Source organism: Nocardia heshunensis (genome assembly GCF_054782115.1).
The window spans coordinates 124,617-149,546 of the sequence record NZ_BAAGTC010000002.1 but is presented as its reverse complement, the minus strand read 5'-3'; the positions used below and the strand labels follow the sequence as shown (position 1 = coordinate 149,546).

General features: G+C 66.7%; 26 protein-coding genes and 1 tRNA gene. 15 read left to right on the top strand and 12 right to left on the bottom strand.

Annotation, left to right across the window (positions count from 1 at the left end; genetic code table 11):
• Positions 1 to 106 precede the first annotated feature (106 nt).
• From ACYVN4_RS00710 to ACYVN4_RS00695, 4 genes are all read left to right on the top strand, one after another.
• Complete coding sequence (locus ACYVN4_RS00710; RefSeq protein ID WP_460717249.1) at positions 107 to 1,354, top strand: hypothetical protein; 1,248 nt, start codon at positions 107 to 109, stop codon at positions 1,352 to 1,354.
• On the top strand, positions 1,351 to 1,839 hold the full coding sequence (locus ACYVN4_RS00705) for a hypothetical protein (protein ID WP_460717248.1): 489 nt from the start codon (positions 1,351 to 1,353) through the stop codon (positions 1,837 to 1,839). Before ACYVN4_RS00710 ends, ACYVN4_RS00705 begins: the two co-directional genes overlap by 4 nt.
• A 318-nt stretch (positions 1,840 to 2,157) precedes the next feature.
• Positions 2,158 to 3,003 (top strand): universal stress protein, encoded by an 846-nt coding sequence (locus tag ACYVN4_RS00700; RefSeq protein WP_460717247.1) that lies wholly within the window; start codon positions 2,158 to 2,160, stop codon positions 3,001 to 3,003.
• Between the two features lie 60 nt (positions 3,004 to 3,063).
• Positions 3,064 to 3,140 (top strand) — tRNA-Leu (locus ACYVN4_RS00695).
• 82 nt (positions 3,141 to 3,222) lie between these two features.
• Here the strand turns inward: ACYVN4_RS00695 and ACYVN4_RS00690 are convergent.
• Positions 3,223 to 3,708: a hypothetical protein gene (locus ACYVN4_RS00690; RefSeq protein ID WP_460717246.1), complete on the bottom strand. Its 486-nt coding sequence runs from the start codon at positions 3,706 to 3,708 to the stop codon at positions 3,223 to 3,225.
• A 144-nt stretch (positions 3,709 to 3,852) separates the two neighbouring features.
• On the opposite strand from ACYVN4_RS00690, the gene ACYVN4_RS00685 reads away from it, so the two are divergent.
• Both ACYVN4_RS00685 and ACYVN4_RS00680 read left to right on the top strand, forming a co-directional pair.
• Positions 3,853 to 4,617 carry a GntR family transcriptional regulator gene (locus ACYVN4_RS00685; RefSeq protein WP_460717245.1) on the top strand — a complete coding sequence of 255 codons (765 nt, stop codon included), beginning with the start codon at positions 3,853 to 3,855 and terminating at the stop codon, positions 4,615 to 4,617.
• An 11-nt stretch (positions 4,618 to 4,628) separates the two neighbouring features.
• Complete coding sequence (locus ACYVN4_RS00680) at positions 4,629 to 5,297, top strand: YdcF family protein (RefSeq protein WP_460717244.1); 669 nt, start codon at positions 4,629 to 4,631, stop codon at positions 5,295 to 5,297.
• Here the strand turns inward: ACYVN4_RS00680 and ACYVN4_RS00675 are convergent.
• Positions 5,283 to 5,801 carry an HD domain-containing protein gene (locus ACYVN4_RS00675; RefSeq protein WP_460717243.1) on the bottom strand — a complete coding sequence of 173 codons (519 nt, stop codon included), beginning with the start codon at positions 5,799 to 5,801 and terminating at the stop codon, positions 5,283 to 5,285. The genes ACYVN4_RS00680 and ACYVN4_RS00675 overlap by 15 nt on opposite strands.
• 1,278 nt (positions 5,802 to 7,079) lie before the next feature.
• Here ACYVN4_RS00675 and ACYVN4_RS00670 point away from each other — a divergent pair.
• The 3 genes from ACYVN4_RS00670 to ACYVN4_RS00660 all read left to right on the top strand — a co-directional run bounded on the left by ACYVN4_RS00670 (position 7,080) and on the right by ACYVN4_RS00660 (position 9,246).
• Entirely contained in the window at positions 7,080 to 7,271 is a 192-nt protein-coding gene (locus ACYVN4_RS00670; protein ID WP_460717242.1) for a DUF4177 domain-containing protein, read from the top strand.
• A 288-nt stretch (positions 7,272 to 7,559) separates the two neighbouring features.
• Positions 7,560 to 8,474: a Gfo/Idh/MocA family protein gene (locus ACYVN4_RS00665; protein ID WP_460717241.1), complete on the top strand. Its 915-nt coding sequence runs from the start codon at positions 7,560 to 7,562 to the stop codon at positions 8,472 to 8,474.
• A gap of 289 nt (positions 8,475 to 8,763) precedes the next feature.
• Positions 8,764 to 9,246 carry an NUDIX hydrolase gene (locus ACYVN4_RS00660; protein WP_460717240.1) on the top strand — a complete coding sequence of 161 codons (483 nt, stop codon included), beginning with the start codon at positions 8,764 to 8,766 and terminating at the stop codon, positions 9,244 to 9,246.
• 29 nt (positions 9,247 to 9,275) lie between these two features.
• Here ACYVN4_RS00660 and ACYVN4_RS00655 read toward each other — a convergent pair whose 3' ends face one another.
• Positions 9,276 to 9,791, bottom strand: a complete 516-nt coding sequence (locus tag ACYVN4_RS00655; RefSeq protein ID WP_460717239.1) for a DUF7691 family protein — start codon at positions 9,789 to 9,791, stop codon at positions 9,276 to 9,278.
• Positions 9,792 to 9,869: 78 nt separating this feature from the next.
• Positions 9,870 to 10,949, bottom strand: a complete 1,080-nt coding sequence (locus tag ACYVN4_RS00650) for an alpha/beta fold hydrolase (protein ID WP_460717238.1) — start codon at positions 10,947 to 10,949, stop codon at positions 9,870 to 9,872.
• A 179-nt stretch (positions 10,950 to 11,128) separates the two neighbouring features.
• Here ACYVN4_RS00650 and ACYVN4_RS00645 point away from each other — a divergent pair, with 179 nt between their 5' ends.
• The gene (locus tag ACYVN4_RS00645) at positions 11,129 to 11,908 is read left to right on the top strand and encodes an alpha/beta fold hydrolase (protein ID WP_460717237.1); all 780 of its coding nucleotides are present in this window, start codon (positions 11,129 to 11,131) and stop codon (positions 11,906 to 11,908) included.
• A 30-nt stretch (positions 11,909 to 11,938) separates the two neighbouring features.
• Here ACYVN4_RS00645 and ACYVN4_RS00640 read toward each other — a convergent pair whose 3' ends face one another.
• Positions 11,939 to 12,967 (bottom strand): alpha/beta fold hydrolase, encoded by a 1,029-nt coding sequence (locus ACYVN4_RS00640; protein WP_460717236.1) that lies wholly within the window; start codon positions 12,965 to 12,967, stop codon positions 11,939 to 11,941.
• A gap of 85 nt (positions 12,968 to 13,052) precedes the next feature.
• Here ACYVN4_RS00640 and ACYVN4_RS00635 point away from each other — a divergent pair, with 85 nt between their 5' ends.
• Together ACYVN4_RS00635 and ACYVN4_RS00630 are read left to right on the top strand one after the other, a co-directional pair.
• The gene (locus ACYVN4_RS00635; RefSeq protein ID WP_460717235.1) at positions 13,053 to 16,355 is read left to right on the top strand and encodes an AfsR/SARP family transcriptional regulator; all 3,303 of its coding nucleotides are present in this window, start codon (positions 13,053 to 13,055) and stop codon (positions 16,353 to 16,355) included.
• Positions 16,356 to 16,416: 61 nt separating this feature from the next.
• Entirely contained in the window at positions 16,417 to 17,169 is a 753-nt protein-coding gene (locus tag ACYVN4_RS00630) for an SDR family oxidoreductase (protein ID WP_460717234.1), read from the top strand.
• A gap of 69 nt (positions 17,170 to 17,238) precedes the next feature.
• Here the strand turns inward: ACYVN4_RS00630 and ACYVN4_RS00625 are convergent, their stop codons facing one another.
• From ACYVN4_RS00625 to ACYVN4_RS00610, 4 genes are all read right to left on the bottom strand, one after another.
• A complete protein-coding gene (locus tag ACYVN4_RS00625) occupies positions 17,239 to 17,982 on the bottom strand; it encodes an SDR family oxidoreductase (RefSeq protein WP_460717233.1) in 744 nt (247 codons plus the stop codon).
• 94 nt (positions 17,983 to 18,076) lie between these two features.
• Positions 18,077 to 18,472, bottom strand: coding sequence for a PPOX class F420-dependent oxidoreductase (locus ACYVN4_RS00620; RefSeq protein ID WP_460717232.1), 396 nt, complete (start codon positions 18,470 to 18,472; stop codon positions 18,077 to 18,079).
• A gap of 92 nt (positions 18,473 to 18,564) precedes the next feature.
• Entirely contained in the window at positions 18,565 to 18,777 is a 213-nt protein-coding gene (locus ACYVN4_RS00615; protein WP_460717231.1) for a hypothetical protein, read from the bottom strand.
• A 124-nt stretch (positions 18,778 to 18,901) separates the two neighbouring features.
• The gene (locus ACYVN4_RS00610; protein WP_460717230.1) at positions 18,902 to 19,393 is read right to left on the bottom strand and encodes a carboxymuconolactone decarboxylase family protein; all 492 of its coding nucleotides are present in this window, start codon (positions 19,391 to 19,393) and stop codon (positions 18,902 to 18,904) included.
• Positions 19,394 to 19,559: 166 nt separating this feature from the next.
• Here ACYVN4_RS00610 and ACYVN4_RS00605 point away from each other — a divergent pair, with 166 nt between their 5' ends.
• Both ACYVN4_RS00605 and ACYVN4_RS00600 read left to right on the top strand, forming a co-directional pair.
• On the top strand, positions 19,560 to 20,450 hold the full coding sequence (locus ACYVN4_RS00605) for an RNA polymerase sigma-70 factor (protein WP_460717229.1): 891 nt from the start codon (positions 19,560 to 19,562) through the stop codon (positions 20,448 to 20,450).
• Between the two features lie 104 nt (positions 20,451 to 20,554).
• Positions 20,555 to 21,400 carry a 3-hydroxybutyryl-CoA dehydrogenase gene (locus tag ACYVN4_RS00600; RefSeq protein WP_460717228.1) on the top strand — a complete coding sequence of 282 codons (846 nt, stop codon included), beginning with the start codon at positions 20,555 to 20,557 and terminating at the stop codon, positions 21,398 to 21,400.
• Positions 21,401 to 21,470: 70 nt separating this feature from the next.
• Here ACYVN4_RS00600 and ACYVN4_RS00595 read toward each other — a convergent pair whose 3' ends face one another.
• The 3 genes from ACYVN4_RS00595 to ACYVN4_RS00585 all read right to left on the bottom strand — a co-directional run bounded on the left by ACYVN4_RS00595 (position 21,471) and on the right by ACYVN4_RS00585 (position 24,137).
• Positions 21,471 to 21,995, bottom strand: coding sequence for a nuclear transport factor 2 family protein (locus tag ACYVN4_RS00595; RefSeq protein ID WP_460717227.1), 525 nt, complete (start codon positions 21,993 to 21,995; stop codon positions 21,471 to 21,473).
• Positions 21,996 to 22,118: 123 nt separating this feature from the next.
• The gene (locus ACYVN4_RS00590) at positions 22,119 to 23,279 is read right to left on the bottom strand and encodes an acyl-CoA dehydrogenase family protein (protein WP_460717226.1); all 1,161 of its coding nucleotides are present in this window, start codon (positions 23,277 to 23,279) and stop codon (positions 22,119 to 22,121) included.
• Between the two features lie 9 nt (positions 23,280 to 23,288).
• On the bottom strand, positions 23,289 to 24,137 hold the full coding sequence (locus ACYVN4_RS00585; protein WP_460717225.1) for a CoA transferase: 849 nt from the start codon (positions 24,135 to 24,137) through the stop codon (positions 23,289 to 23,291).
• 115 nt (positions 24,138 to 24,252) lie between these two features.
• On the opposite strand from ACYVN4_RS00585, the gene ACYVN4_RS00580 reads away from it, so the two are divergent.
• Positions 24,253 to 24,840, top strand: a complete 588-nt coding sequence (locus ACYVN4_RS00580) for a TetR/AcrR family transcriptional regulator (RefSeq protein WP_460717224.1) — start codon at positions 24,253 to 24,255, stop codon at positions 24,838 to 24,840.
• Positions 24,841 to 24,930 lie beyond the last annotated feature (90 nt).

Here is a 24,930-nt window from a genome sequence, read left to right as displayed (position 1 = left end):
GATGGCGTGCGATGGGGAAAGTACGGGGCAAATAAGGGTCACGACGGCGCGGCAAATCCTTGGAAGACCTATTCTCGGGAGAGGTCCTGCAGAGAGGCCGCATGCCGTGACCGGACGGAACGAGCTGCTCATCGAGGCTCGGCTGCGCATGGAATCCCCCGGAGCGCCGGGACAATCGATGACTCGCCGGGAGTTGGCGGACGCCGTCAACGACCAGGTTTTCCGGGCCACCAGCAAGCGAGGGGCCGTCGACGAACGACACGTCGGCAAGTGGGAGCGAGGCGAAACAACATGGCCCAGAAAGCATTACCGGGCCGCCCTGCGGGCGGTCCTGAATGTGGCGACCGACGCCGAACTCGGCTTCCGCACGCCGCATCATGCGACGGATGACGCGAGCGTGAACCGCAAGCAATTCCTCACCAGCGCCCTGGTGGTTACCACCAATGTGGTGCTGTCCAATTCCGCGCCAACGGAATCCGAGCTCATCGACACCATGGCCGGGCCGACCGCCAACTACCGCCGGATGGAATCCTCGATCCCGTCGGATCGACTGGCGCCGGTGGTCGACGCGCACCTCAATCTGGTGGCCGGGGTGGTGCGAGATCGGCTGCGCACCTCCGGCGGTTTTCGGGCGCTCTCCGAAATCGCCGGGCTGGCAGCCTGGTTGGCGGCCGATCGCGGTGACGACGCGGCGGCGCGACGGCGGTACGTGGAGGCCATCCGGCATGCCGAGCGGACGCATCATCCGCTGCTGGTGTCGTACATGACGGCCAGTCTCGGGCACTACGCGGTCGAAATGGGCGACGCGCGAGCGGGTTTGACGCTGCTGCGCACCGCCGCCTCGCAATTGGGGCCCGACGTGCCCGACAGTGCCGGTGCGTGGATGTCGTCGCTGCTGGCGGTCGCGCACGCCGCGACCGGGGATCGCGCGGGCGCGCTCGGGGCGTTGCGGCGGGCCGAACGGCTGGTGGATCGGCAGCGCGGAGAACCGCAGTGGCCGTGGGTATTCGTCTTCGACGGCCCCAAGGCGGCCCGCTATCAGGCCAGCGCGCTGACCCGGCTGGGCGACCATCGCGCGGCGCACATCGCCTTCCAGAACGCGGACGCCTCGCTGACCGCGGAGAAGCCGCGCGCCCTCGCCCAGGTGGAGCACGCGCAGGTGCTGGCGCGCTCCGGCGACATCGAGGGCGGGTGCGCGCTGGCCGCCGAGGCGCTGGTGGTCGGTCTCACCTATCACAGTGAGCGAATCACCCGGCTGGCCAGGGCATTCCGGGCCGGACTGCCCGCGCGTACCGTCGAGGCCAGGGCACTCGACGATGCCCTCGCCACCCTCTACGGACGAGACGATCAATGACGAGCGTCGCCATCACGGGGCATCGTGGCCTGCCCGCGGCCACGCTCGCACTGGTGGATCGGGAACTGCGGCTGGAGGTGGCGCTGCGCATCCAGCCGGGCGGACCGCCGCTGCTCGGGGTGAGCTGCCTAGCGGACGGGCCGGATTCGCTGTTCGCACAGGCGATTCTGGATGCGGGCGGGCGGTTGACGGCCGTGATTCCGGCCCGCGGGTACCGATCGAGCCTGCCGCCGAGTCATCACGCCGACTACGACCGGCTGCTCGCGGCCGCGGATCGGGTCATCGCGCTGGATCGCGAGGAGTCGAATTCCGAAGCGCACCAGGCCGGTAGCCTGCGCATGCTCGACGAGGCGACGGAACTGGTGGCCGTGTGGGACGGGCTGCCCGCGCGCGGGTTCGGCGGGACCGCGGACGTGGTGGCCACCGCGCGGGAGCGCGCGATTCCCGTGACGGTGCTCTGGCCGGAGGGGGCGAGTCGGCCGTGATCTTCCCCGACACCACTTGACCTCAACCGGGCTCGAGGTATGAGGATGCGTGCATGGGCTGTTCCAGCCCGGTCCCGCGTCCTCGCCGAGTCCCGTACACCCCTCGGCTGGGACGCTGGGTTTCTCGTCGAGCTCGCTGGGCAATCAACCCTCGCGCGACCGTTGGCAGTATGTCTCTCGGTGAGTTGTCGTCCTGCCGTTGGCCGGGTTGACAGCATGCCGCTCGGCGACGCGGCGCGCACTCCGGCGTAGGGTCGGTAGCGACCGCTCAGCTATCACGTAGCCGCGCCACGCAATTCGGATGGAGAGGACTACAGCATGTCGAACGGGGACGCCGTCATCGTCGCGGTGGACGAATCGGCCGGATCCGCGGTGGCCTGGGCCGCCCACACCGCCGCCCTGCACCACGCGCCCCTGCACCTGCTGCGCGTGCTCGAGGTCACCCCCGATCAGGGGCTGGGCCTGGGCACCACCCTCACCACCGAGGACTACGGTCGGCTCGAGGAACACGCGAACTGGCTCCTGGAGACCGCCGCCACCGAGGCGGCCAAGGCCGAGCCCGGCCTCACCGTCACCACCGAACTCGCCACCGGCGCAATCATCCCCACCCTGCTCGAGCGCACCCGCTCCGCGCGCATGCTGGTCGGCGGCGCCCGCGGCGGCGGCACCCTGCGCCGCGCCCTGCTCGGCTCGGTCAGCTCGGTGCTGGCCCGTCGCTCGCACTGCCCCTTCGTGGTTGTCCGAGACGGCGTCCCCGTTCCGCTCGATCTGGCCACCCGCCCGATCCTGGTCGGCGTCGACGGCACCAAGATCAGCGAAGCCGCCATCGCCGCGGCCCTCGACGAGGCCGCCGCGCGCGGGGTGGCCGTCATCGCCCTGCATGCCGAGGGTTCCTCCGACGACCCCGAAATGGACGCCCTCGACGACTACGTCCTCGCGGAAAGTCTGGCCGGCTGGCAAGAGCGCTACCCCAATGTCCGCATCGACCGCGAAACCAGCCACGACACCCCCGAACGCTCCCTGCTCACCCTCTCCACCAGCACCCAACTCCTGGTGGTAGGCACCCGAGGCCGCCGCGGCTTCACCTCGAAAGTCTTCGGCTCCACCAGCCAATCCCTCCTCCTCTCCGTCCAAACCCCCATCATGATCACCCCCACCCCCTAACCCTCCCCCCTGAATACCTGCTACCAGCACGACCGTACGGCTCGGTAGTCTGACCCAGACGCCCCCGTAGCCCAATTGGCAGAGGCAGCGGACTTAAAATCCGCACAGTCTGGGTTCGAACCCCAGCGGGGGCACCAAAAACGCTGCGCTACAGCATGAGCAGCGGCGTTCTCTACCTCGGCAACGCCATCGCCCTTGAGGCAGGCGGGCCGTCCTCGCCTATCCGTCAAATGTGTGCGCTGGAGACACCGTGATCACTTCCAGCCTTTGCAGGATCGATCCCGGCAGTTGACCGCCCTCGAAATGTGCGAGTTCAGGAACGATGACAGCCTCGGCATCGAGCCGCGTTGCCTGAGCTTTCAACCGCGCCAGCGGCGGTCTGCCGGACAGAGGGTCGTAGACGACGATCCCAGCCAGATCGAAGCCCAACAGCGCAGCCGTCTGCCGAATCCGGCTCTCATCCCAGAGCTGCCCGATCCCGGACACGTCCGCCCTCAAATACCCCAACGCCGTTGGTCTGTACCGCATTACCTCCCCTTGCAGTCGCTCGTCGTGATGGTCATCGCAGCACCCGAAACACTCCAGGTAGAAGCCTGCGTTGTCGCCTTCCTCACCCTGGTCGGCCTCGACCTCCAGCAGACCACCTGGGAACTCGAAGAACCTGGTCCTCCGACTCACTTCGCCTCCACCCAACCGGATCGCCATATAGAGGTGGTTCTATTGAATCAGCGCCTGCCCCGCCGCGCAATAGAGCCTGTTCTATACACGCTCGCCGTCGATGAACCCAGTTAGAGCTACTCTTAAACTCGTTCAGTTCGCACCACCGCGACGAGAGAGCACCCCAGCGATATGAGCGGATACCGAGAAGTTGCGGCCAACCTGCGCGAGGCCATCAATCAGGGCGAATACCTGCCGGGGACAACACTTCCCAAGCAAGAGGAGCTAGCCGAGCGTTTCGGCGTCAACATCAAGACCATTCGCCAGGCGGTTGGGCAGCTGGAGGCGGAAGGGCTGGTGACGCCGATCAGGCGGCGCGGGACCGTGGTGCGAGAGCGTCCACCGATGCGACGGCTGGGCACCGAGCGGTACTCGAAGAAGAAGTGGAAGTACGGCGATACGGTCGCGTTCATCGCCGACCGCGAAGCATCCGGCCGAGCGTGGCAGCGGACCGACCAGACGCAGACCGTCGCGCTCATCGAAGCGGATGCGGAGGTCGCGGAAGCCTATGGGCTGCAACCGGGTTCACTCGTCTACGAGCGTGCACGCACCGTTCGGGACGCTGGACGGCCGACGCACACGCTAGCGAGCTATTACCTTCCGGAGATCGTCGAGGGCACGCCTCTCGTGGATCCCACGCCAGGCCCCGCAGGCCCCGGCGGCGGCCTGGCGGTTCTCACTTTGCAGGGCTACGAACCCGACCACATGTCGGAAACGATCTTCGCGCGCATGCCCACTCCAGAGGAGACCGAGACTCTGGATCTGCCTGCCGGAGAACCGGTGATGATTCTGACGCGTCGCACCTACACCGCGAATGATGTTCTGATCGAGTTCGCCCGCGGCGTCCACGCGGCATCCCGATTCTCGTGGACCTACGACTTCAAGCTGCCCGAGTAGAGGAGCCACCGATGCCGACCACGACCTTGCCCGCGGATTACCGCGCAGATGTCGAAATCCTCTGGGATTACAACCAGCTGCATCACGAGCCGCGCCCGGTCGATGTCGGCGTCGGCCTCGGAGGCCATGACTTCGGAGTCGCCACCTACACAGCCGATCTCTACCACGCGGGCGTCTTCCCGCTGATCGTGTTCACCGGCGCGAACGCGCCGACCACCGTGGACCGGTTCCCGCGCGGCGAGGCAGTGCACTTCCGCGAGCGAGCCATCGAACTCGGAGTGCCAGCCGAAGCAATCCTGGTCGAGCCCAATGCGACCAATACCGGCGACAACATCGACTTCACCCGCACCCTACTGAGCGAGCGCGGCTACCTGGACTCGATCAAATCGGTGATGCTGATCTCCCGGCCGTACCAGCAGCGCCGCAGCTACGCCATCTGCCGGAAGCGCTGGCCCGACGTGGATGTGGTCTGCGGATCGTTGCCTCTCGCCCTGGACGACTACGTGGCCAGCATTGGCGATGTTGATCGCGTGATGAACATGCTCGTCGGTGACACCCAACGAATCTGGGTCTACCCGACAAAAGGCTGGGCTATCGAACAGGACGTACCGCAGGACGTCCGAGCCGCCTACTCACGCCTCGTCGACGCCGGATTCACACGCCGCCTACTCCCCGAGTAGAGCAGACACCCGCCGAACGGCCGCTCTCAACAACGGTTCTGCTCTGTCGATGGCGGTGTGAACGATGCTGCCTGCCTCGTAACGAACCCGGATATCGGCCAGCCGGTGGTCTATCGCCACGGGCTCACCGGTCGGACCTGTGGACATGTCGGCCCACCCAACGAAATCGTTCGCCTCATCAAGTCCCGAAATATCCTCCAGCACAAAGGGTTCGAAGACATCCGAGGCGATCCCGCGCACGTCGGTCTCCACCGTGCTCGCTGAGTGGAAAGCCACCAGGTGGCAAGTAACGGCCGAGTACCCGCCGTCGGCCAATAGCCGAGCGCCGTCGATCGGATGGAACCCGAGCACCGGATACCCATATCCGACGTCGTGAAGATAAGCCGCAGTGACGGTTTCGTCCCGCAGATGCTCGGGAATCAACTTGGCGATCCGTTCAACCCTGCGCCCCACTGCGATCGTATGTGCACGCCGCGAGTCCGTCAGCGGCGCCAGCAATTCCACCAGGGAAGCCTCAACGAGCGGCCATGCTACGCGCCGGGTGCGACCCACGTCCCAGCGTTCGACGCCGTTGCCATCGTCCGCCGATGCCTCCCCTGCACGGCCCTCGCGAGAGGTGGCGCTCACGAGTCGTTGCCGAAACTGGCTATACAGACTCAAGGGCGGCGGCCTACCGGCCGCCGCCACGCCGCGGTGTCCTCGCTGCGGCACAGGCGCGTCGGCGACCGTCCGGCTACTCGCCCCGGAGTCCTCGAACAGCCAGCTGCCCAACTACTTCGGAGCTATGGGCGAAGGCCGGAACGCATTCATGCTCGGCTGTCCATGCCTCCTCATCGGCCCATGATCTCGCTCCACTCGGACGAGTAAAGGACGCTCCTCCGTCGCGTCGCTCCGCGATGCCTACAGCACCCTTGACACGCCCTCCCTCCACTGAGGTCCGCCTGTATGAGGAACCAGGGGAAAGAGAAGTCGCCAGAGACTCGGCCGCGCCGTGGCAGGTTCAGACAGCGCGGAAAAGCCAGGCCCTAACGGGCCGGTAGGTACCTGCCCCGTCGACACGTGCCCAACCACCCCAGGGCCAACCATTACGAACGTCGGTGTGCATAACACCCGATGGACCAACGCCCGAAAGGCGCTCCCACCAGCGACAAATCGTGTGACATACACACCTACCGAACGTAATGGTGTACGTACACGATTACACGATTCTGTTGTAGGGTGGCTATGTCGAAACTCTACCTAGCCCTTGTGGGCCAGGTGGCGTGAAGGCAGGTTCTGGCACCGCGGCAACGATGCCAGAACCCAAGAAGGTCAGTGCATGAGCAGCCATACCACGAGCAGCGTCAGCAACTGGCCCGGACACGAGACGAAGGCTCCGACCTGCAAGGCCGGGGCTTTCGCCGTCTTCCGATGCTTTTTGGGCATCTTCCTTTCTCACCTCCTCTCGAACGCGAGCTAGCGGCCGACCAACGAGATGCATTGGCCGCCACCTCACCCCCGAGGGAAGGGAGTAGGACCCCAGCGAGTCATTGTGACGCCGCCGAACTCCTGGACGTCACTCTACTGGACGATGTCGACTAGTTCCGACCTATGACACCCCAGTCCACCCATCAAGCGCCCCAACAAAACACGCCCAAAGACCAAGGCCAGCAGAGGGCAACCAGTCCGTTTCAACACTGGCCACGAACGCAACTCAGTTTGAGGAGGCCGGGAGAAGAACAGTCACACAGCGACGCGAACAAACAGGCTCGCTCAACTACCAAGGACGAATAGCTGCCAGACATGCCTCAGTACCGCGTCATCTGGGTTACCGACAGCCAGTCGGGAAACAAATGGGCACCGAACGGCATCGCCATGGACAACATCTCTGAGGTAATGAACGCCATGGCCACTGAGGGTTGGGGAGTCCACTCCGTTACAGCTGGCGAAACCGGTGGCTACAACGGTCTGTTCATCACCTTCATCTGGGGCTAGGTGCATCCGCAGACAGTCCGCAGGCGCGCCACATCGAGCCAACGCACACCAACGATACAACCCGGTTGATCCCCAACTCAGGTGCCGAACTTCGTTGTCTGCCAGTGCGGCCCGTCGACAACAAACACCGAGAGAGGCCACCTTAAAATCCGCACAGTCTGGGTTCGAACCCCAGCGGGGGCACCAAAAACGCTGCGCTACAAGGTGTGTAGTGACGTCCGGTAGCGAACTGTGTGAGTAATAGCGGCCTGTGGCGACTGGTTATAACCGCATGGCAAGCTGGCTGGTATGGAGAGCAATCTGCTGCCCGTGGCAGTGATCGGGCTGGGCGATATCGCCGAGAAGGCTTATCTACCGGTGCTGGCGGCCGAGCCGGGGTTGGATATGCATCTGATGACCCGCAACCAGGGAAGGCTGGATCGGATCGGGGACCGCTACCGGCTGCCCAACCGGCATACTAGCCTGGATTCTGTGCTGGCCGCGGGCATCCGGGCGGCCTTCGTACACGCGGCCACCAGCGCACACGTCGAATTGGTCGATGCCCTGCTGCGAGCGGGGGTCGATGTCTTCGTCGACAAGCCCCTCGACTACACCCTGGACGGCGCACGCCACCTGGTCGACCTGGCCGAGACCCTGCAACGCAGCCTCATGGTCGGATTCAATCGCCGGTATGCCCCGGCCTACGTCGAGGCGGCACGCCGCAACAGATCGATGATCATCCTGCAGAAGAACCGCCACGCCCAACCGGAGTCCGCCCGCACCTTCGTCTTCGACGACTTCATCCACGTCGTGGACACCCTGCGCTTCCTGGCCCCCGACAAGGTCACCGACGTCCAAGTCCGTGGCCGCCGAACTCCCGAAACCGGCCAGCTCGAACACATCGCCCTACAGCTCTCCGGCAATGGTTTCACCGCCATGGGAATCATGAACCGCTGCAGCGGAATCACGGAAGAAACCCTCGAAATCTCCGGCGGCAATGCCAAATACAAGGTAACCAACCTCGCCGACACCATCACCTACACCGACGGCGCAACAACCACCCACCCCCGCGGCGACTGGACCCCGGTCGGCCAACAGCGAGGCATCTCCCAATCAGTCACCCACTTCCTCACCGCAATCCGCACCGGCCACCGCCTCGACGCCACCGACGCCCTACACACCCACGAACTCTGCGAACAAATAGTCCGCGAATTCAACGGCTGAGCCGCGATGACGTTCCGACCGAGCGTGCCCGCCGATCACCGCGCAGATGTCGAAATCCTCTGGGACTACCACCAACTCCACCACGAACCCAGCCCGGTCGACCTCGGCATCGGTCTCGGCGGCCACGATTTCGGAGCTGGGCCATCGAGCAAGAGGTGCCCGACGAAGTGAGGCAGGCATACGCCCGTCTGGTCGAGGCCGGATTCATCTGCCGCGTACTCGCCGAATAGCAGCACCGCTCGGCCCATTTGATGGCCGCGACCCTGCATCGTCTCAGTACCCTGCACGCATGGGCCGACGTATCGACTACCACCAGGACCCGAACGCACCCACCGCGAACAGCGTCCGGCCCAGCGCCGGAGCCTTCGTCCGCCGCAGCGACGAAGTACTCCTGATCCGTCGCTCCGACAATGGCAACTGGGCAATGCCCGGCGGTGCGCACGATCCAGGGGAGTCCCTCAGCCGCACAGCAATCCGTGAGACCCTCGAGGAAACCGGCGTCCACATCCGCCTGACCGGCATCGTCGGCATCTTCACCGACCCAACCCACCTCATCCACTACACGAGCAATGACGAAGTGCGGCAAGAATTCTCCATCATCTACCGCGCCGAGGCCATCGGCGGCCAGCCCACGACGAGCGATGAGAGCACCTCCGTCGAATGGGTCCCCATCGACCAGATTCCATCCCTGGCAATGGACCCGAGCCAACGCAAACGCATCGACTGGGCCCTGACCGAACCCGAGCCCCACATAGATCCCGAAGTCAGCTGAGCAAGCAACTTCTCTGGCGGCCGCCGAGACTAGACGCCCCAGAAGAAGATGAGGTCCTTGCCTGCGAGTTTGGATTCGCTCATCCAGTAGGTCTCGTCGACCTCATCCCGATCTGGTCCCTCGCTGTTCTCATCGATGAGCTCGGCGCCATTGTCTGCGTTCCGCTCGTCGAGTTGCTCGGCGTTGCTCTCCTTGGTCCAGATGGCACAGCCGGAGTCTTCCGGTTCGGGCAGCAGATCCTCGAAGGCCCAGTCGTAGAAGATGTCGACGATGTCCGGGCAGCTTTGGAAATGGAAGACCACGGAATCGATGCTCTGGCCACCGAGGACCGAGCAAATGAGATGCATGGCTGCGGTGTACTCGTCCGCGTCCTCCTCATCGAACGGCCCACCATCGATGATCGCCCGCAACACCTTCGGATCGATCGCGTCGCCCGTGCCATCACCGGCGTCGAGGAGCCGACTCAGCAACGCCTCATCCTTACTGCCGATCACTCCCTCGAGCTGTGCCTTATCGCCCAAGTAAACCTGCATCACCTGTCCCACGCCGCCACATTAGCGACCCACCGAGCAACGGGCAGTGCGTGATCATAAACAGCGACATGAAGATCAGAGCTCCGCTTCTCAAGGGTGGGCGGTTTCTCCGGCGATGAGGGGGCGGACCTTGGTGAGCAGCAGGTGTTGGAACTGGTCGGGGTGACGGAAGCTGGCGAAGTGGCTGGCGTCGCGAATGAGGGCGAAATCCTTGAGTGGGGCGGTGATCGCGTCGACGTAGGCGCGGGCGGGGGTGGGCGGCGTGAGGGCGTCGCTGTCGCCTTGGAAGACGAAGAAGGGGAGGCGGAAATGGAGACCCTCGGTCCATTCGTCGATGGTGACGGCTTGTACGCCCATTTGTTCGGAGAAGGTCATGCCCTTCAGGTACAGGCGGAGGCCCCGGAGGTTGTGGAGGGGCGAGAACCAGAGTGAGCGGATCACAACGGTTTTCATGGTGTCGAAGGACAGGGGGTCGCTGGTCAGGACGAATTTGTTGTACTGCGACCACTGTTCGGGGGTCCACGTGGACTTGTCGGGGCCCATGGCCTCGGCCTCGGCCAGTTCCTTCTTCTTGCCCGCCTTTCGCAGCCGCTCGACCATGGCCTCATAGGCCGAGCGTTCGCGGCCTCCGGCGTGGATGTTCTGGTCGGTGCCGACGTAGGCGTGGAACAACTCGGGGTGGTTGCGGGCCAGCCGCAGGCCGATATTCGTACCGAAGGAGTTGGCCACCAACAGGACTCGATCCACCCCCATCCGCTGACGCACGTTGGCGATGACTTCCAGCGCGTCGCGGTAGATCTGCTCCAGGCTCATCTCGCCCTGGTCCGCGGGCGCGGCGGCGAAGGTCTTGCCGGAGCCGCGCACATCCCAGCGCACGATCGTGAAATCCCGTTCCCAGTCCCGGGTTCGGGGCATGAACACCAGGTTCGATGCGCCGGGTCCGCCCTGGATCTCGACGATCACCGGATTGCCGCGATTGTCGCCGCGAATCGAAATCCATTGGGCGAGGCCGCCGATGCGGACGAAACCGGATTCGTCCACTCCCCGTGGATCGGTGATCCGCAGCCGTTTGGCATTGATCGCGCGCTTGACCTGCCGATAGCCGAGCAACCCGAGAACGGGCGCGCCGACGACGACGACCACGAGCGCGATCAGAACAAGGCCGAGCATTGTGTCTCCTGGATAGTGCCGATACCGACCGCAGACTCTGCGGCCGGGCACTGTCACGGCCCTGTTCACGGCTGACAGAACCGCATCCGCCCAGGTCCGAACCCATTTGCACAAATGTATTGCACATTTGTCTAAGACATTGCTACAGTCGTGTCAGCACAACAGAAACGGAGCTGACAATGACTACTCGCGCCACCCTCGACATCGCCGGTCGCACCCTGTCCTACCTGGACTCCGGCGGCACCGGACGTCCGCTGATCGCCCTGCACGGCCACATGTCCGACGCCGAGAGCTTCACCGGACTCGCGGAGCGCCTCGCCGACGGGTGGCGGCTGATCGCGCTCGACCAGCGCGGACACGGCCACTCCGACCGCCCGGCGGATTACTCCCGCGAGGGCTATGTCGCCGATGTGGCCGCACTGCTGGACCACCTCGGTCTCGAAAGCGCTGTGCTGCTCGGACATTCCGTCGGCGGCATCAACGCCTACCAGTTGGCCGCTCGTCACCCCGGCCGCGTCGACGCGATCATCAACGCCGACGCGGCCGTCTCACTCGGACTCGAAGGGCCCAACCCGTTCGAATTCCTACGCGCCCTGCCCTACGAGGCCGCCACCCGCGACCAGCTCATCACCGAAATGGGGCCCTTCGCACAGCATTTCGCTGCCCTGGTCCGCGAAAGGGCCGACGGTTCCTGGAGCCTGCCGTTCCACCCGCTCGACATCATCGACTCCGAGGAGCTGGTGCACGGTGACCACTGGGCCGACTGGCTGGCGAGCACATGCCCGGCCCTGATCGTCCGCGGCGCCCGGGGCGCAATTCCCGCCGAGCAGGCGCAAGCCATGGTCGACCGGCGGCCGCACACCCGTTTGGTCGAACTCGATACCGACCACTTCGTGTACGCGGCCGACCCCGACGGGTTCGCCAAGGCGGTCAAAGAATTCCTCGACGGCCTGCGCTGATTCGGCCCGCCCGGTGCCGACCCGCGACACTCAGGTCGTGAGGAATCTACGCAGGGCAGTCAGCACATAGGTCGGGTTCTCTTCCAGCACCCAGTGATTCGCGCCGGGGACCACATCGGTGGCGGGGTGGTCCGCCACTCGCGGCAGGAGGGAACCGACAGCGGGGCCGAGGCTGCGCTCGCCGCCCACACCGAGGACCGGGATGGTGAGTTTGCCGTCGCGGGCGAGGAGATCATCCACCTCCTTCAGACCGACATCCTGCTGGCGGAAGTATTCGAAGCCCGCATGGGTGCGGCCGGGGCGGCTGAAAGCATCGATCAGATGGCCGGTTTCGGCAGCGTCGATGGCACCGGCCGACTCATCGTAGAAATGGCCGTAGAAGTCGCGTTCGTGCCCCGCGACCAGGCGCTCGGGCAGATCGTCGCCCGGCCCCTTGCTGAACCAATCCCACCACATCACACCGGGTTTGGCCTGCACGATGCCGAGATAGTCGGCCCCCGGCGGGGCCTCGTAGATCGCCAGGTGCTTGACCTCGTCGCGGTAGCGCGCCGCATAGGCGAGGGCGATCTGACCGCCCCAGTCGTGCCCCGCCAGATCGATGCGGCCGAGTTGCAACTGTTGCACGGCGGCATGCACATCCGAGGCGACGGCCAGGGCGGTATAGCCGCCGTCATCCTTCGGGGCGAATCCGGAATCCCCGAAACCACGCAGATCGATGGCGACCACGGTGTGGTCGGCGGCCAGGTCGGGCGCGATCTTGCTCCAGGCACGCCAGGTTTCGGGCCAGCCGTGCAGCAGCACCACCGCAGGACCGTGGCCGCCCACCACGTAATGGACTGCGACGCCGCCATTGTCGGCGGTGCCCTCGGTGAAGCCGGGCAGGGGCGCCGCCGCGACCGGCGAAACCGGGGTCGGCGAGTCGGATTTCGAGGCCGAGCAGGCGGTCGTCAGCAGGCTGGTGGCGAGGACGACGCTCGCCAGGGTCGGTAGCAGGGAACGCGGGGTGATCTTCATGGCCGCAGCCTCGCCGGGCCCGCTGGCAATGGACTGTCGGCGCACCGCATTTGACAATAGTGTCCATCGGACGCAATATTGTCTCGATCGGGAAGGGGACGAATTCATGCAGGTAAGGCTGCTAGGGCCGGTGACGGCGACCGATGACGTCGAGATCCCGATCGGCGGTCCCCGGGTCCGCGCGCTGCTGGCCCTGCTGACCCTGGAGGCCGGGCGGCCGGTACCGGTGGCGCGCCTGATCGACCGCATCTGGGACGAAAACCTGCCGGTGGATGCGGTGAACGCCCTGCAAACCCTGGTCAAGCGCCTGCGAACCAGGCTGCCGGACAGGGTGATCCGGCACGACAGCGGCTATTCACTCACCCTCGATCCGGAGGCGGCCGACGTCCACCGATTCACCACCGCGCTCGCCGAGGGCCGCGCGCTGCTGGCCGCCGGACACGCCGAACGGGCGGCCGAACGCCTGGACGCGGCACTCGGCGAATGGCGCGGCGCCCCGTTGGCCGATGTCGCCGAATCCCCCGGATTACACACTCTCGCACTGGAGTTGACCGATCAGCGCCTCGCCGCGATCGAGCTGCGGGCCGACGCGTACCGCACGCTCGGCCGCAGCGGTGAGGTGCTACACGAGCTCGCCGCCGAGGTGGCCGCGCACCCCTTCCGGGAGACTCTCGCCGCCCGCCTGATCACGGCGCTGCACGCGGTCGGCCGCAGGTCCGAGGCGATTCGGACGTTCGTGCGCATCGAGGAACTACTGCGCGGCGAGTTGGGCACCGCGCCCGCCGCCGTCCTGCGCGAGGCGCTGGCCGAGGTCCGGGACGCGCCGCCGAATGATGGCGAGGACACCAAATCGACTGCATGGCAATCATCTTCCGTGCGGCCGGACCCGTCCTCACCGATCGAGGCTCTACCCTCGCTCCGCAACGCTCTGCCCTCCGTGAGCAATCCCCTGCCTTCGGCATTGCCACGGCGTTTCACGAGTTTCGTCGGACGCGACGCCGACGTGGACGGGATCGCTCTGATGTTGAGCGTGTCCCGGGTGGTGACGCTGGTCGGGACCGGCGGAGTCGGGAAGACGCGGCTGGCCACCGAAACGATCGAGGCGCACGCGGGTGACTGGCCGGACGGCTGCGTGTTCGTCGAACTCGCTGTGCTGGAACGGGAACGCCCCGGCCGGGCCGACCCCGCCGTGGTCGGTCGCACCATCCTCACCGCGCTCGGCCACGTCGACCAGCGCTCCGAACCCGGCGGCGGCTGGCTCGAAACCCTGTGCCACACCCTGCGCGACCGCCGGATGCTGCTGATGCTCGACAACTGCGAACACGTGGCCGCGTCCACGGCACAGGTAACATCCGCACTGCTGCAACGTCTTCCGCTGCTCACGGTGCTGGCCACCAGCCGCGAGGCGCTCGGCATCGACGGCGAGCGCCTGCATCCGGTGCGGACCCTGCCCCTGCCCGCCGCCGATGCGACCCGCGCCGAGGCCGAAAGCTCGGCCGCCGTGCGCCTGTTCACCGATCGCGCCGCGGCGGTCCGCCCAGATTTCGCAGTGACCGAGGACAATTGCGCCGACCTGTGCGCGCTGGTGCGCGGCCTGGACGGGCTGCCGCTGGCCATCGAGCTGGCCGCCGCGCGCCTGCAGGCCCTGCCGTTGCGCGAGATCACCGCCCGCCTCACCGACCGATTCCGACTGCTGACCAGTTCCGCCCGGTATGCCGTGCCGCGTCATCGGACCCTGCTGGCGGCGGTGGCCTGGAGCTGGGAACTGCTCACCGAGCCGGAAGCCGAACTGGCCCGGAGATTCTCGATTTTCGCCTGCGGCGCCACCCTCGCTGCGATCCTCCGGACCTGCGGCGCGGACACGATCGACGTCCTCGCCGCACTGGTGGCGAAGTCGCTGATCGAATTCGACGGCGAGCGCTACCGCATGGCCGAGACCGTCCGAGCCTATGCCGCAGGGCAATTGGAGCTCTCCGGCGAGTCCGGCCTGCTGGCCCGCACGTTCGCCGACTATGCCATCGAGTTCACCGATGCCGCCGCGACGGGGCTGCTCGGCCCGGCTCAACACGACTGGCTGCGCCGACTGTCCGCCGACCACGGCAACCTCGAGGCCGCGCTGCGCTGGACGATCCGCACCGGTGACGGCGCACGCGCACTTCGCCTGCACGGCAACCTCGCCTGGTTCTGGGTGCTGTGCGGCTATCACGAAGTCCTCACCGCCTACCGCGGCGAGGTGCTGGCGCTGATCGGTGATCACCCGCCGGACGGTTGCGCCGGAGCCTATCTGGCCTCCCGCTACGCGGCGGGCCTGCCGCCCCAGGTGCTCGGCATCTGGTGGATGCGCATCGACGGCGACGCAGTCGAATTCGAGCGGCTGGTGCGAACCGCCATGACCGAGGCCCACCCGCCGCATCCGATCTTCGTGCTGATTCTGGCGCTGCGCCGGAAGGTCGACGGCGATGGCGAGCTGCTCGCCGAATGCACCGCGGCCGAGGACGGCTGGCTGCGCGGCAATGCTCTGCTCCTGCACAGCTACGACGCACTCGGCGGCGACACACCCCGTTCCGGGCTGCCGATGCTGATGGAGGCGGTGGAATGCCTGGGCAGACACGGAGATCCGCGCTCGCACACCCGGGCGCTGATCGCCTGCGCTCGCTTCCACATCCGGTTCTCCGGCTTGGACACCGCCGCCCCGATCATCGCGCGGGCCGTGGACCTGCTCGTCGACGAACTGAGCGTCTCCGAACAGGTCGGAGTGCTGAGCCAGGCCGCCGGAATGCATCTGTACGCGGGCGACATCGACGGCGGCGCACCGTATCTCGCCCGTGCACAGGACTTGCCCGCGGATCGGCTCGCCCCGGTCGTGCGGCAATCGCTGGCGGCGAATCAGGCGCAGCTGGCCTTGCTGCGCGGCGATCCGCAGCGCGCGATCGCGCTGTTCCGGCAGCTGCCCGGCTCCTTGCTCCCGCCCGGACGCGCGCCGCTGGTCCCGCACGACGCCATTCGTGTCATCGACCCGGTCGAGCACCTGCTGCTCTACGCCGCCGCCCTGACCGAGGCGGGCCAGCTCGACGACGCCGCCCGCGAACTGGCATCCGTCCGCGCACTGGCCCAGCCCGCGTTCCCGGTGCTGCTGGCCGCGATAGCGGGCGGGTACGCCCTGCTCGAGGTGGCCCACGGCGCTTTCGAGCACGCGGCCCGGATTGTGGGCGTGGTCGAACGGATCAACCAGCGCACCGGAATTCGGCTGGTCGGCGCGGATCTGCGCCGCGCACGGGATCGGGCCCGCACGGCGCTCACCCCCGAGCGCTTCGCCGCCGCATGTGCGATCGGTGCGGCCACCGAGAACCCACAGATCATCGACCTCCTCGACCGCGCCCCCGCGAGCGAGACCGAGCCCTACCTGCGCGGTGACAGCCCACTGACAGTGTGATCGCCGAGAGTCACTCGGCCGGAACGGTTCCGGCTTCCCGACTCACAGGAGTACCGCAGTCATGACTGTCTCGAACGCCCCTCTCGCCGGCCGCATCGCGGTGGTCACCGGAGCCTCCAGCGGGATCGGCGCGGCAACCGCACGCCGGTTGGCCGCCGACGGCGCACGCGTCGCGCTGGTCGCGCGCCGGGCCGACCGCATCAAGGAGCTCGCCGCGGATATCTCGGGTATCGCGGTGGAAGCCGATGTGCGCGACCAGGATTCCGTGCTGGCGGCGGCGCAGGTCGTCCGCGCCGAGCTCGGGCGCGCGGATCTGGTGGTGGCCAATGCCGGGGTGATGCTGCCCGCGCCCTTCGAGGCCGCCGACACCGGGGAGTGGGATCAGATGATCGCCACCAACGTCAACGGCCTGCTCTACACCAGCCGGGCGTTCACCGACGATCTGCTCGCGGCCGCCGCCGACGGCCGCGCGGCGGATCTGGTGCACATCAGCTCGATCGGCGCGCACGCGGTGTTCCCCAACTACGGCGTCTACGGCGCGACGAAGGCCGCCGTCTCCCACCTGAGCCGCATCCTGCGCGCCGAGTTCGGTCCCCGCGGCCTGCGCGTGCACAATGTCGAACCCGGCCTGGTGACAACCGAACTCGGTGACGCCATGCAGGACCGCGACCAGTTCGAGGCCCTCGCCGAGTGGCGCGAGCAGAACCACAGCCTCCCCGCCTCCGACATCGCCGACCTCATCGCCCACACCGTCGCCCTCCCCCGCCGCCTCAACATCGCCGACCTGGTCGTACTCCCCACGGTCCAGGGCTGAAAACACCTGCGGCGACCGGAAGTTCGTCGAACCTCCGGCCGCCGCAGACCGCAACCCTCAGAACGGGGTTCAACGCTGGTCGGCCAGCCAGCGGTCGAAGGTGGTGGGGGCGATGCGCGCGTCCGCGGCGGGGAGCAGTACCGGTCCCGCCATTTCCGGGCCGAAAAGCCCCGACCAGGTCGGCACGAGTTCGACGGTGTGACCTCGCGCCGCATTGGTTCGGCGGGCCATGTCGACCAGGTCCTGCGGGCCCGGGCCCGCGATGTCGCGGTATCGCTGTTGCGGTGCGCCGGTGACGATTTCGGCCAGGATGTCGGCCACGTCGGCGGGGGCGATCGGTTGCACGAGCAGCGGAGCGATCGTGGCGACGCCGTCGGTTTCGGTCCAGCTCGCGACCATGGCGGCGAAGTCGTGGAACTGCGTCGCGGGCACGATCGTCCACGGCACCGGTCCCTCGGAGACGAGTCGTTCCTGCTCGCGTTTCCCGGCGTAGTGCGCATTGCCGTCGACCCCGTGGATGCCGACGATGGACAGCAGCACGTGATGCCGGACCCCGGCCCGCTGCTCGGCGGCAAGCAGATTGCGGGTGGCGCCGCCGAAGGCCGCCACCAACTCGTCCCGCTCGATCACGGTGAAATTGGTGACGTCGACGACCGCGTCCACACCGGCCAATGCCGCATCGAGCCCACTGCCCGTCGAAAGATCCACGCCCGCAGCACGACTGATCCGCACCACCTCGTGCCCGGCCTTGTCGAGCACGTCGACGGTCAGGGCCCCGATATGCCCGGATGCCCCGGCAACGGCGATTCGCATGATGCTCCTTCGAATTCGAGGCCGGAACCGCTCCGGCAGCGACGACTCTCGGCGGTCAGACTGTCACAGCGCTGTCAGCACACCACGTGTCCGGTCAGGCACCGCGACTGGTGAAGTCGAAGGATTCGCCGTCGATGCCCCAGGAGATGATGCGGTCGGGGTGGATGCGGATGATCGCACGTTCCTGGGGCGGGAACGGCGGCTCCTGATCGTCGAGTGCCACGGCCGTGCCGCGTACCTCGACACCGCGAATCACGTACGGCTCCAAGGAAACCTGTTGATCGACAACGAAGGAAACCCGGCTACCGGCCTCCACATTGCGGTACTTTCGACTGGCCCGCATCCGCTGGCCGCCGATATCGATCGTGCCGTCGTCATTCACCCGATAGGTGGTCGGATTGTTCTGGACGACACCGTCGGGCGACACCGTGGCCAGTCGGCCGATCCCGGCCTCGGCGAGGAACTGCTGCTCATTGCTGGTGAAGGTCATCTCGATCACTCCTCGATTTCTACCATCGCTAGGAACTAGAGCGACGATACCATCGTCGCGCTAGTTCGTCTAGCGTTGCTAGAGTTCGAGGGTCAGGCGGCAGACCGATCAGCCGAATGACCTTGCGGGCGTTGCTGTTCGATGAGATCGATCAGACCTTCGAGCGCCGCCAGCGACGACCACTCGTCACGGGCGACCACACCCGGATGCTGGTCGGATCGTGCGATGAACGCGGAATCCGCCAACGACCACCGCACGTCGAAAGACGAGAGGAGGAGTGCTCCGCCGTTGCTTCCCATCACCATTGCCTCTTCTGCCGATCTGGCTCGGAAGCTCGATCCTGCTACCGCAGGCCCGCTCGGCCCCCGGCCCCTTGCAGGTTCATTACCGACCGGCAGCCGAAATTTCCGGTTCCTTGATGCCTGCGGCCTACCCTGCGGCGCCGGCGGCTTCGAAGGCCCCCACCTGGTAGCCGCCGCCCTTCAGACCGGTGATCACCGCCAGCCGATTGGCCGCGTTGATCATGGCGACCAGATAGACCAGCGCCGCCAGCTGATCGTCGTCGAAGTGCTTGCGCACCGAGGCCCAAGTGTCCTCGGAGACACCATGATTCGCGTCGGCCATCCGGGTGCCCTCCTCGGCGAAGGCCAGCGCGGCCCGCTCGGTGTCGGTGAACACCGTGGACTCCCGCCAGGCGGCGACCAGATTGATCCGCACGGCCGGCTCGCCCGCGGCGGCCAGCTCCTTGGTGTGGGCGTCGACGCAGAATCCGCAGCCGTTGATCTGACTGGCACGCAACTCGACCAGCTCGATCAGGGACTTCGGCAGCGGCCCCTGCATGATCGCCATGCTGGTGTTCGCGAAACGCTTGCCCAACTTGGCACCGAGCTCGTTGGCATTGATGTCGAAACGGGGTTCCATCGGAGGTGTTCCTCTCCTGCGGTACTGAATTGGACGATCACCAGACGACTGGCGACGGACCGGCATAACACCGCGGCACTGTGATGTGAACCATCCGGAATCCGTGTTACGAACCGGCCCGGTCCGGCGTCGAGTGGGTAGGACCGCCGAACAGGAAGCAGGCACCATGGCAGCGACGACCCCCGATCCCGCCACCGAAGCCTTTGTGACGCACCGCAATCTGCTGTTCACCGTGGCCTACGAGATGCTCGGCTCGGCCGCCGACGCCGAGGACGTGCTGCAGGAGACCTGGCTGCGCTGGATCGGCGTCGACCTCGACACCGTGCAGGACCGCCGCGCGTATCTGGTCCGAATCGTCACCCGCCGCGCGCTCGACCGGCTGCGCGCCCTCGGCCGCCGCAAGGAGTCCTATGTCGGGCCGTGGCTGCCCGAACCGCTGCTCACCGCGCCCGATGTCGCCGACGATGTCGAACTGGCCGAACACATTTCGATGGCCATGCTGCTGGTGCTGGAAACGCTGACGCCGATCGAGCGCGCGGTGTTCGTGCTGCGCGAAGTCTTCGACCTGGACTACGAGGAAATTGCCGAGGCCGTCGGCCGATCCGCCACGGCGGTCCGTCAGCTCGCGTATCGAGCCCGCTCGCACGTCGCCGCCCGCCGCCCGCGCGGCGTCGTCTCCGCCGCGGACACCAGTGCGGCCCTCGCCGCCTTCCAGCGCGCGGTCGATACCGGTGACCTGCAACACCTGCTGGACATTCTGGCCCCCGATGTCGTCTTCCTGGGTGACGGCGGCGGCGTCGCCCGAGCCGCGCTCACCCCGATCGTCGGCGCCGACAAGGTCGCCGCGCTGCTGGCCGCGGGCCGGCGCAATCTCGCCATCAGGTCCGCGCAACCGGCCACCGTCAACGGTCACCCGGCACTCGTCCTGCGGCTCGGCGATCAGATCGATACGGTCCTGGCCCTGCGCATCGACAACGGCCGCATCACGGCCCTCTACTCCGTGCGCAACCCGCACAAACTCACCCGTCTGCGGGAGGCGACTCCCCTGCACCGCTGAGCACCGGCCGGTTACCAACTTCACAATGCCTGCCCAGCCGAGAGTGGGTCCGGGCCAGCCGGAAAGATGGGTGCGAGTAACTCGAGTATGAGGAGAGGTCGACAGTGGAACGTATCGGTGTGATCGGCGGCGGAACCATGGGTGCCGGCATCGCGGAGGTGGCCGCGCGCGCGGGCAGCTCGGTGCTGATTCTGGAACGCGATGCCGAGGCGGCCGCGGCCGCGGAGACGCGGATCGACAAGTCCCTCGCGCGGGCGGTGAAGTCCGGTCGGCTCGAGCAGGCCGACGCCGACGCCGCTCGTGGCCGGGTCGTGCTCACCACCTCGATCGACGACTTCGCCGACCGCGAGCTGGTCATCGAGGCCGCGCCGGAGATCGAGTCGCTCAAGGCCGACTTCTTCACCAAGCTCGACGCCATCGTCTCCCCCGAGACCATCCTGGCCACCAACACCTCCTCGATCCCGGTGATCCGGCTGGCCAATGCCACCGCCAACCCGGGCCGCGTGGTGGGCGTGCACTTCTTCAACCCGGTGCCGGTGCTGCCGCTGGTCGAGATCGTGGTGACGCTCAAGACCGACCGCGAGGTCGTCGACAAGGTGACCGCCTTCGCCCGCGACGTGCTCGGCAAGCGCACCATCGAATCCAAGGATCAGGCCGGGTTCATCGTCAACGCCCTGCTCATCCCGTACCTCTGCAATGCGATCCGCATGTACGAGACCGGTTTCGCCAGCGCCGAGGACATCGACGAGGGCATGGTCAGCGGCTGCGCCCACCCCATGGGCCCGCTGCGCCTGACCGACACCGTCGGCCTCGACGTCACCCTCGCCGTCGCCGAATCCCTCTACGCCGAATTCGGCGAGCCCCAGTACGCGCCGCCGGTGCTGCTGCGCCGCATGGTCGACGCCGGTTACCTCGGCCGCAAGACCGGCCGCGGCTTCTACACCTACTGAGTTTCCGCTCTTCGAACGTTTCCGGCCGCCGAGTGGCGGCCGGAAAGGATTCGATCGGCAACATTGCGATTCAGCCGCCGAAGATGGCGGTGGGATTGCCGGTGTACCAGGTGTTTTCGATGCGCATGCGGTGGATGAGCCAGCGGTTGCCGTCGCGGTGCAACTCCAGGATGTACGGATTCTTCAGTAGGGCACGGGTTTCCGGGGCGTCGATGAGCAGGTGTTGAGCTTCCACCAGGGCGGTCATGTGGGCGGTGTCGCCCTGGATGGTGATGCGCGGGTTGGTGACCTGATGAGTGGTGATCACCCGGCCGGTGAACATCGCGAGAATCGTGTCGACGATGGTGTCCCGCCCGGTCATGATGGGCGGGGCCGCACCCCAGCGATCGGCGGCGGGACGGAAGTCCAGCTCGGCGTCCACAGTGAACGCCGAGGCGAACAGCTCCCTGTCCTTGCGGTCCTGGCCCAGCGCGAAACGATAGAGGGCGTCCGCGATTTCGATGCGATCTCGCATCTCGGCCAGCACGGCCGGCACGTCGTGGGCGGGCGCGGTCAGGGCCCGATCGGTCACACTCGAGGTCTGCTTGTCCGACATGACCCGAACCTATAACCGGTGCCGCCGGTGAATCCGCGCCGCGAGCGCCAATACCGGACAATCCGCGCCACCGCCCGTGCGGGTGGCGGACCACGAGGTGTTCCGCCACCTACACAACGGGATTCAGAGTGAGCGGGAGATGATTTCCTTCATGATCTCGCTGGTGCCGCCGTAGATGCGGTTCACGCGGGAGCCGGTGTACATGTTGGCGATCGGGTATTCCATCATGTAGCCGTAGCCGCCGAAGAGTTGCAGGCAGCGGTCGACGATCTTGTCGCTGGTCTCGGCCGCGAACAGCTTGGCCATGGAGGCGGTGGACGGGTCGTTCTTGCCGTCGATGTACTGCTTGATCGCGTAGTCGACCAGGGTTTTGATGGCCAGCGCTTCGGTCTTGACCTCGGCCAGCGTGAACGCGTTGTGCTGGAACTTGCCGATCGGGCGGCCGAACGCCTCGCGCTCCTTGGAGTAGCGCAGCGCCTCGAGTACCGCCGCCTCGGCCAGCGCCGAGCACAGGCTGGCGATGATCAGTCGCTCCCGGGCCAGCTGCTCCATGAGCTGGTAGAAGCCCAGCCCTTCCTGCGCGCCAAGGAGATTGGCGACCGGCACCCGCATGTCGGAGAAGAACAGCTCGCGGGTGTCCTGCGCGTGCTGGCCCATCTTCTCCAGCACCCGGCCGCGCTCGAAGCCCGGCAGATCCTTGGTCTCGGCCACGATGAGCGAGACGCCCGCCGCACCCTTGGACGGGTCGGTCTTGGCCACGATCACCAGCAGATCGCAGTGGGTCGCATTGGAGATGAAGGTCTTCGAGCCGTTGACGACGTAGTGGTCGCCCTCGCGAATCGCGGTGGTGCGCACCGATTGCAGATCCGATCCGGTGCCCGGCTCGGTCATGGCGATGGCCAGTACCAGCTCACCGCTGATGATGCCGGGCAGCCACTTCGCGCGCTGCTCATCATTGCCGTAGTGGTACACGTAGTGCGACACGATCGGCGAGTGCACCGAGAAGCCGAAGCCGTTGTCGTGCGCGTAGACCAGCTCTTCCTGCACCACGGCTTGCAGGCCGAAATCGCCTGCCGCGCCACCGAATTCCTCGGGCAGATCCAGGCCGAGCAGCCCGGCGTCACCAGCCTTGTTCCAGAACTCACGGTCGACCATGTGCTGCTTGGTCCAGCGCTCGCGATTGGGCGCGGCTTCCTTGCGGAAGAATTCCCGCGCGTGCTTGCGCAATTCGCGATGCTGTTCGGTCTCCCAGACGGGGACGTAATCGGGGAAGAGTTCGGACATCGTTGTGCTCTACTTTCCGGCGACGGGGGCGCGCAGGCCGTTGATGGGTAGGTCGTGCTCGGCGGCCAATGCCTCGAGTTCGGCAATGGTCCGGTCGGCGAAGGCTTTTCGCAGGCTCTCGTGATCGCCACTGGCGCCGAAGAGCGCGATGGTGCCGAGGAAGAAGTGCGGCTCCACCGCGCCGAGCGCGATGTGGCCGTCCCTGCAGGCGTAGATGCCGTAACCCGGGAACGCGCCGCCGAGGATCGCGTCCGGACCCATCAGGCGGTAGCGGACGGCGTCACCGGCCCGGGCAGCGGCCTCCTCCAGCGCGACCCGAAAGGGCTGTCCCGCGCCGGTGTTCGCGCGGGCGACCAGGGCGGCGAGCGCGGTGGAGACGGCGCGTTCGGCACCCAGCATGTCGGCGACCGGGACGGTCGGCATATGCGGCGGGGTGAGGGTGGCGTGCACGGCCTGATAGTTCAGATCGTGTCCGGGTACCTCGGGATCCTCGGCGTGCCCGACGATTTCGATGAGCGAGAGGCGTGGGAAACGCTCCTGCGGCTGCGCGAGACCGAGTTTCGCGAGCGCGCTGGGGCGCATCGAGGTGATCAGCAGGTCCGCGGTGGCGAGCAACTCGTCGAGCTTGGCGCGATCGGCCTCCTGCTTGAGATCGAGGGTGACGACGGTCTGCGGGGCGATGAGCGCGCTGTACCAGTCCGGCGCGGCCGCGGCGAGCGGGTCACCGGCGGGCGGCTCGACCTTGGTCACCGTCGCACCCAGTTCGGCCAGCCGAGCGGCGGCCAACGGGCCGGGCAGGTTGACCGCCAGCGAGACGACTTCGACGCCATCCAGGGGGCGCGGCTTTAATACCTCCATGGCAGCGAACGATACGGCTGTATAGTCAATGGGTCAACAGTAGGCTTCTCTATGCAAAAGACCAGCTATCACTACGCGACGTAGACTGACCCGATCACCGACCAGTCGAGGGGCGATGCTGAATCCACGGGCCACCAATGAGGACCTGACCGCCAAGGCGCGCATCCGCAATGCCGCGATGGATCTGTTCGCCCAGTACGGCGAATCCCGGGTCTCGCTGCGCGCGGTCGCCGCGGAAGCCGGTGTCACCCTCGGCCTGGTCCAGCACCACTTCAAGACGAAGGCCGGACTGCGCGACGCGGTCGACCAGCTGGTGAGCGAATTCTTCTATCAGGCAGTGCATTCCGTGCCGGGCGTCGGCACCGCCACCGAGGTCGCCGCCGCCCGCGACGAGGCCGTCCGGCAGATGCTGCGCGAGAACCCCGCGGTGGTGAACTACCTGCGCCGGGCCGTCCTCGAACCCGAGCCCACCCAGCTGAAATTCCTGGAGCGCCTGGTCGAGCTGACCCGCAGCGAGGTGCTGCAACTGCGCGAGGCGGGCCTGGCCTCCACCGCACGCCGCGAATCCACCCAGGTGGTCGCGGTACTGGTCCGCCAGTTCGGCGAACTCCTGCTGGCCCCCATGATCGATTCGGTCTGGCAACTGGTCGCCGGTGACAACGAGCCCGGCAAACCCCGGCTGACCATCACCGTCGAGGAATAGCCGGGCCCTACCCAGGAATAACCACCAAAAATTCGTCACGGTTGGTCCGTTATCCGCTATTGTCTGTCCCGAGCCACCGCCGAATCTCGA

Coding starts and splice junctions, on each gene's coding strand:
- ACYVN4_RS00590 (WP_460717226.1), bottom strand. CDS start 23,279: ATGTCCGAACTCTTCCCCGATTACGTCCCCGTCTGGGAGACCGAACAG.
- ACYVN4_RS00610 (WP_460717230.1), bottom strand. CDS start 19,393: ATGGAACCCCGTTTCGACATCAATGCCAACGAGCTCGGTGCCAAGTTG.
- ACYVN4_RS00630 (WP_460717234.1), top strand. CDS start 16,417: ATGACTGTCTCGAACGCCCCTCTCGCCGGCCGCATCGCGGTGGTCACC.
- ACYVN4_RS00580 (WP_460717224.1), top strand. CDS start 24,253: ATGCTGAATCCACGGGCCACCAATGAGGACCTGACCGCCAAGGCGCGC.
- ACYVN4_RS00615 (WP_460717231.1), bottom strand. CDS start 18,777: ATGGTGATGGGAAGCAACGGCGGAGCACTCCTCCTCTCGTCTTTCGAC.
- ACYVN4_RS00585 (WP_460717225.1), bottom strand. CDS start 24,137: ATGGAGGTATTAAAGCCGCGCCCCCTGGATGGCGTCGAAGTCGTCTCG.
- ACYVN4_RS00645 (WP_460717237.1), top strand. CDS start 11,129: ATGACTACTCGCGCCACCCTCGACATCGCCGGTCGCACCCTGTCCTAC.
- ACYVN4_RS00595 (WP_460717227.1), bottom strand. CDS start 21,995: ATGTCGGACAAGCAGACCTCGAGTGTGACCGATCGGGCCCTGACCGCG.
- ACYVN4_RS00690 (WP_460717246.1), bottom strand. CDS start 3,708: ATGGCGATCCGGTTGGGTGGAGGCGAAGTGAGTCGGAGGACCAGGTTC.
- ACYVN4_RS00620 (WP_460717232.1), bottom strand. CDS start 18,472: ATGACCTTCACCAGCAATGAGCAGCAGTTCCTCGCCGAGGCCGGGATC.
- ACYVN4_RS00700 (WP_460717247.1), top strand. CDS start 2,158: ATGTCGAACGGGGACGCCGTCATCGTCGCGGTGGACGAATCGGCCGGA.
- ACYVN4_RS00650 (WP_460717238.1), bottom strand. CDS start 10,949: ATGCTCGGCCTTGTTCTGATCGCGCTCGTGGTCGTCGTCGTCGGCGCG.
- ACYVN4_RS00705 (WP_460717248.1), top strand. CDS start 1,351: ATGACGAGCGTCGCCATCACGGGGCATCGTGGCCTGCCCGCGGCCACG.
- ACYVN4_RS00625 (WP_460717233.1), bottom strand. CDS start 17,982: ATGCGAATCGCCGTTGCCGGGGCATCCGGGCATATCGGGGCCCTGACC.
- ACYVN4_RS00685 (WP_460717245.1), top strand. CDS start 3,853: ATGAGCGGATACCGAGAAGTTGCGGCCAACCTGCGCGAGGCCATCAAT.
- ACYVN4_RS00680 (WP_460717244.1), top strand. CDS start 4,629: ATGCCGACCACGACCTTGCCCGCGGATTACCGCGCAGATGTCGAAATC.
- ACYVN4_RS00660 (WP_460717240.1), top strand. CDS start 8,764: ATGGGCCGACGTATCGACTACCACCAGGACCCGAACGCACCCACCGCG.
- ACYVN4_RS00665 (WP_460717241.1), top strand. CDS start 7,560: ATGGAGAGCAATCTGCTGCCCGTGGCAGTGATCGGGCTGGGCGATATC.
- ACYVN4_RS00670 (WP_460717242.1), top strand. CDS start 7,080: ATGCCTCAGTACCGCGTCATCTGGGTTACCGACAGCCAGTCGGGAAAC.
- ACYVN4_RS00605 (WP_460717229.1), top strand. CDS start 19,560: ATGGCAGCGACGACCCCCGATCCCGCCACCGAAGCCTTTGTGACGCAC.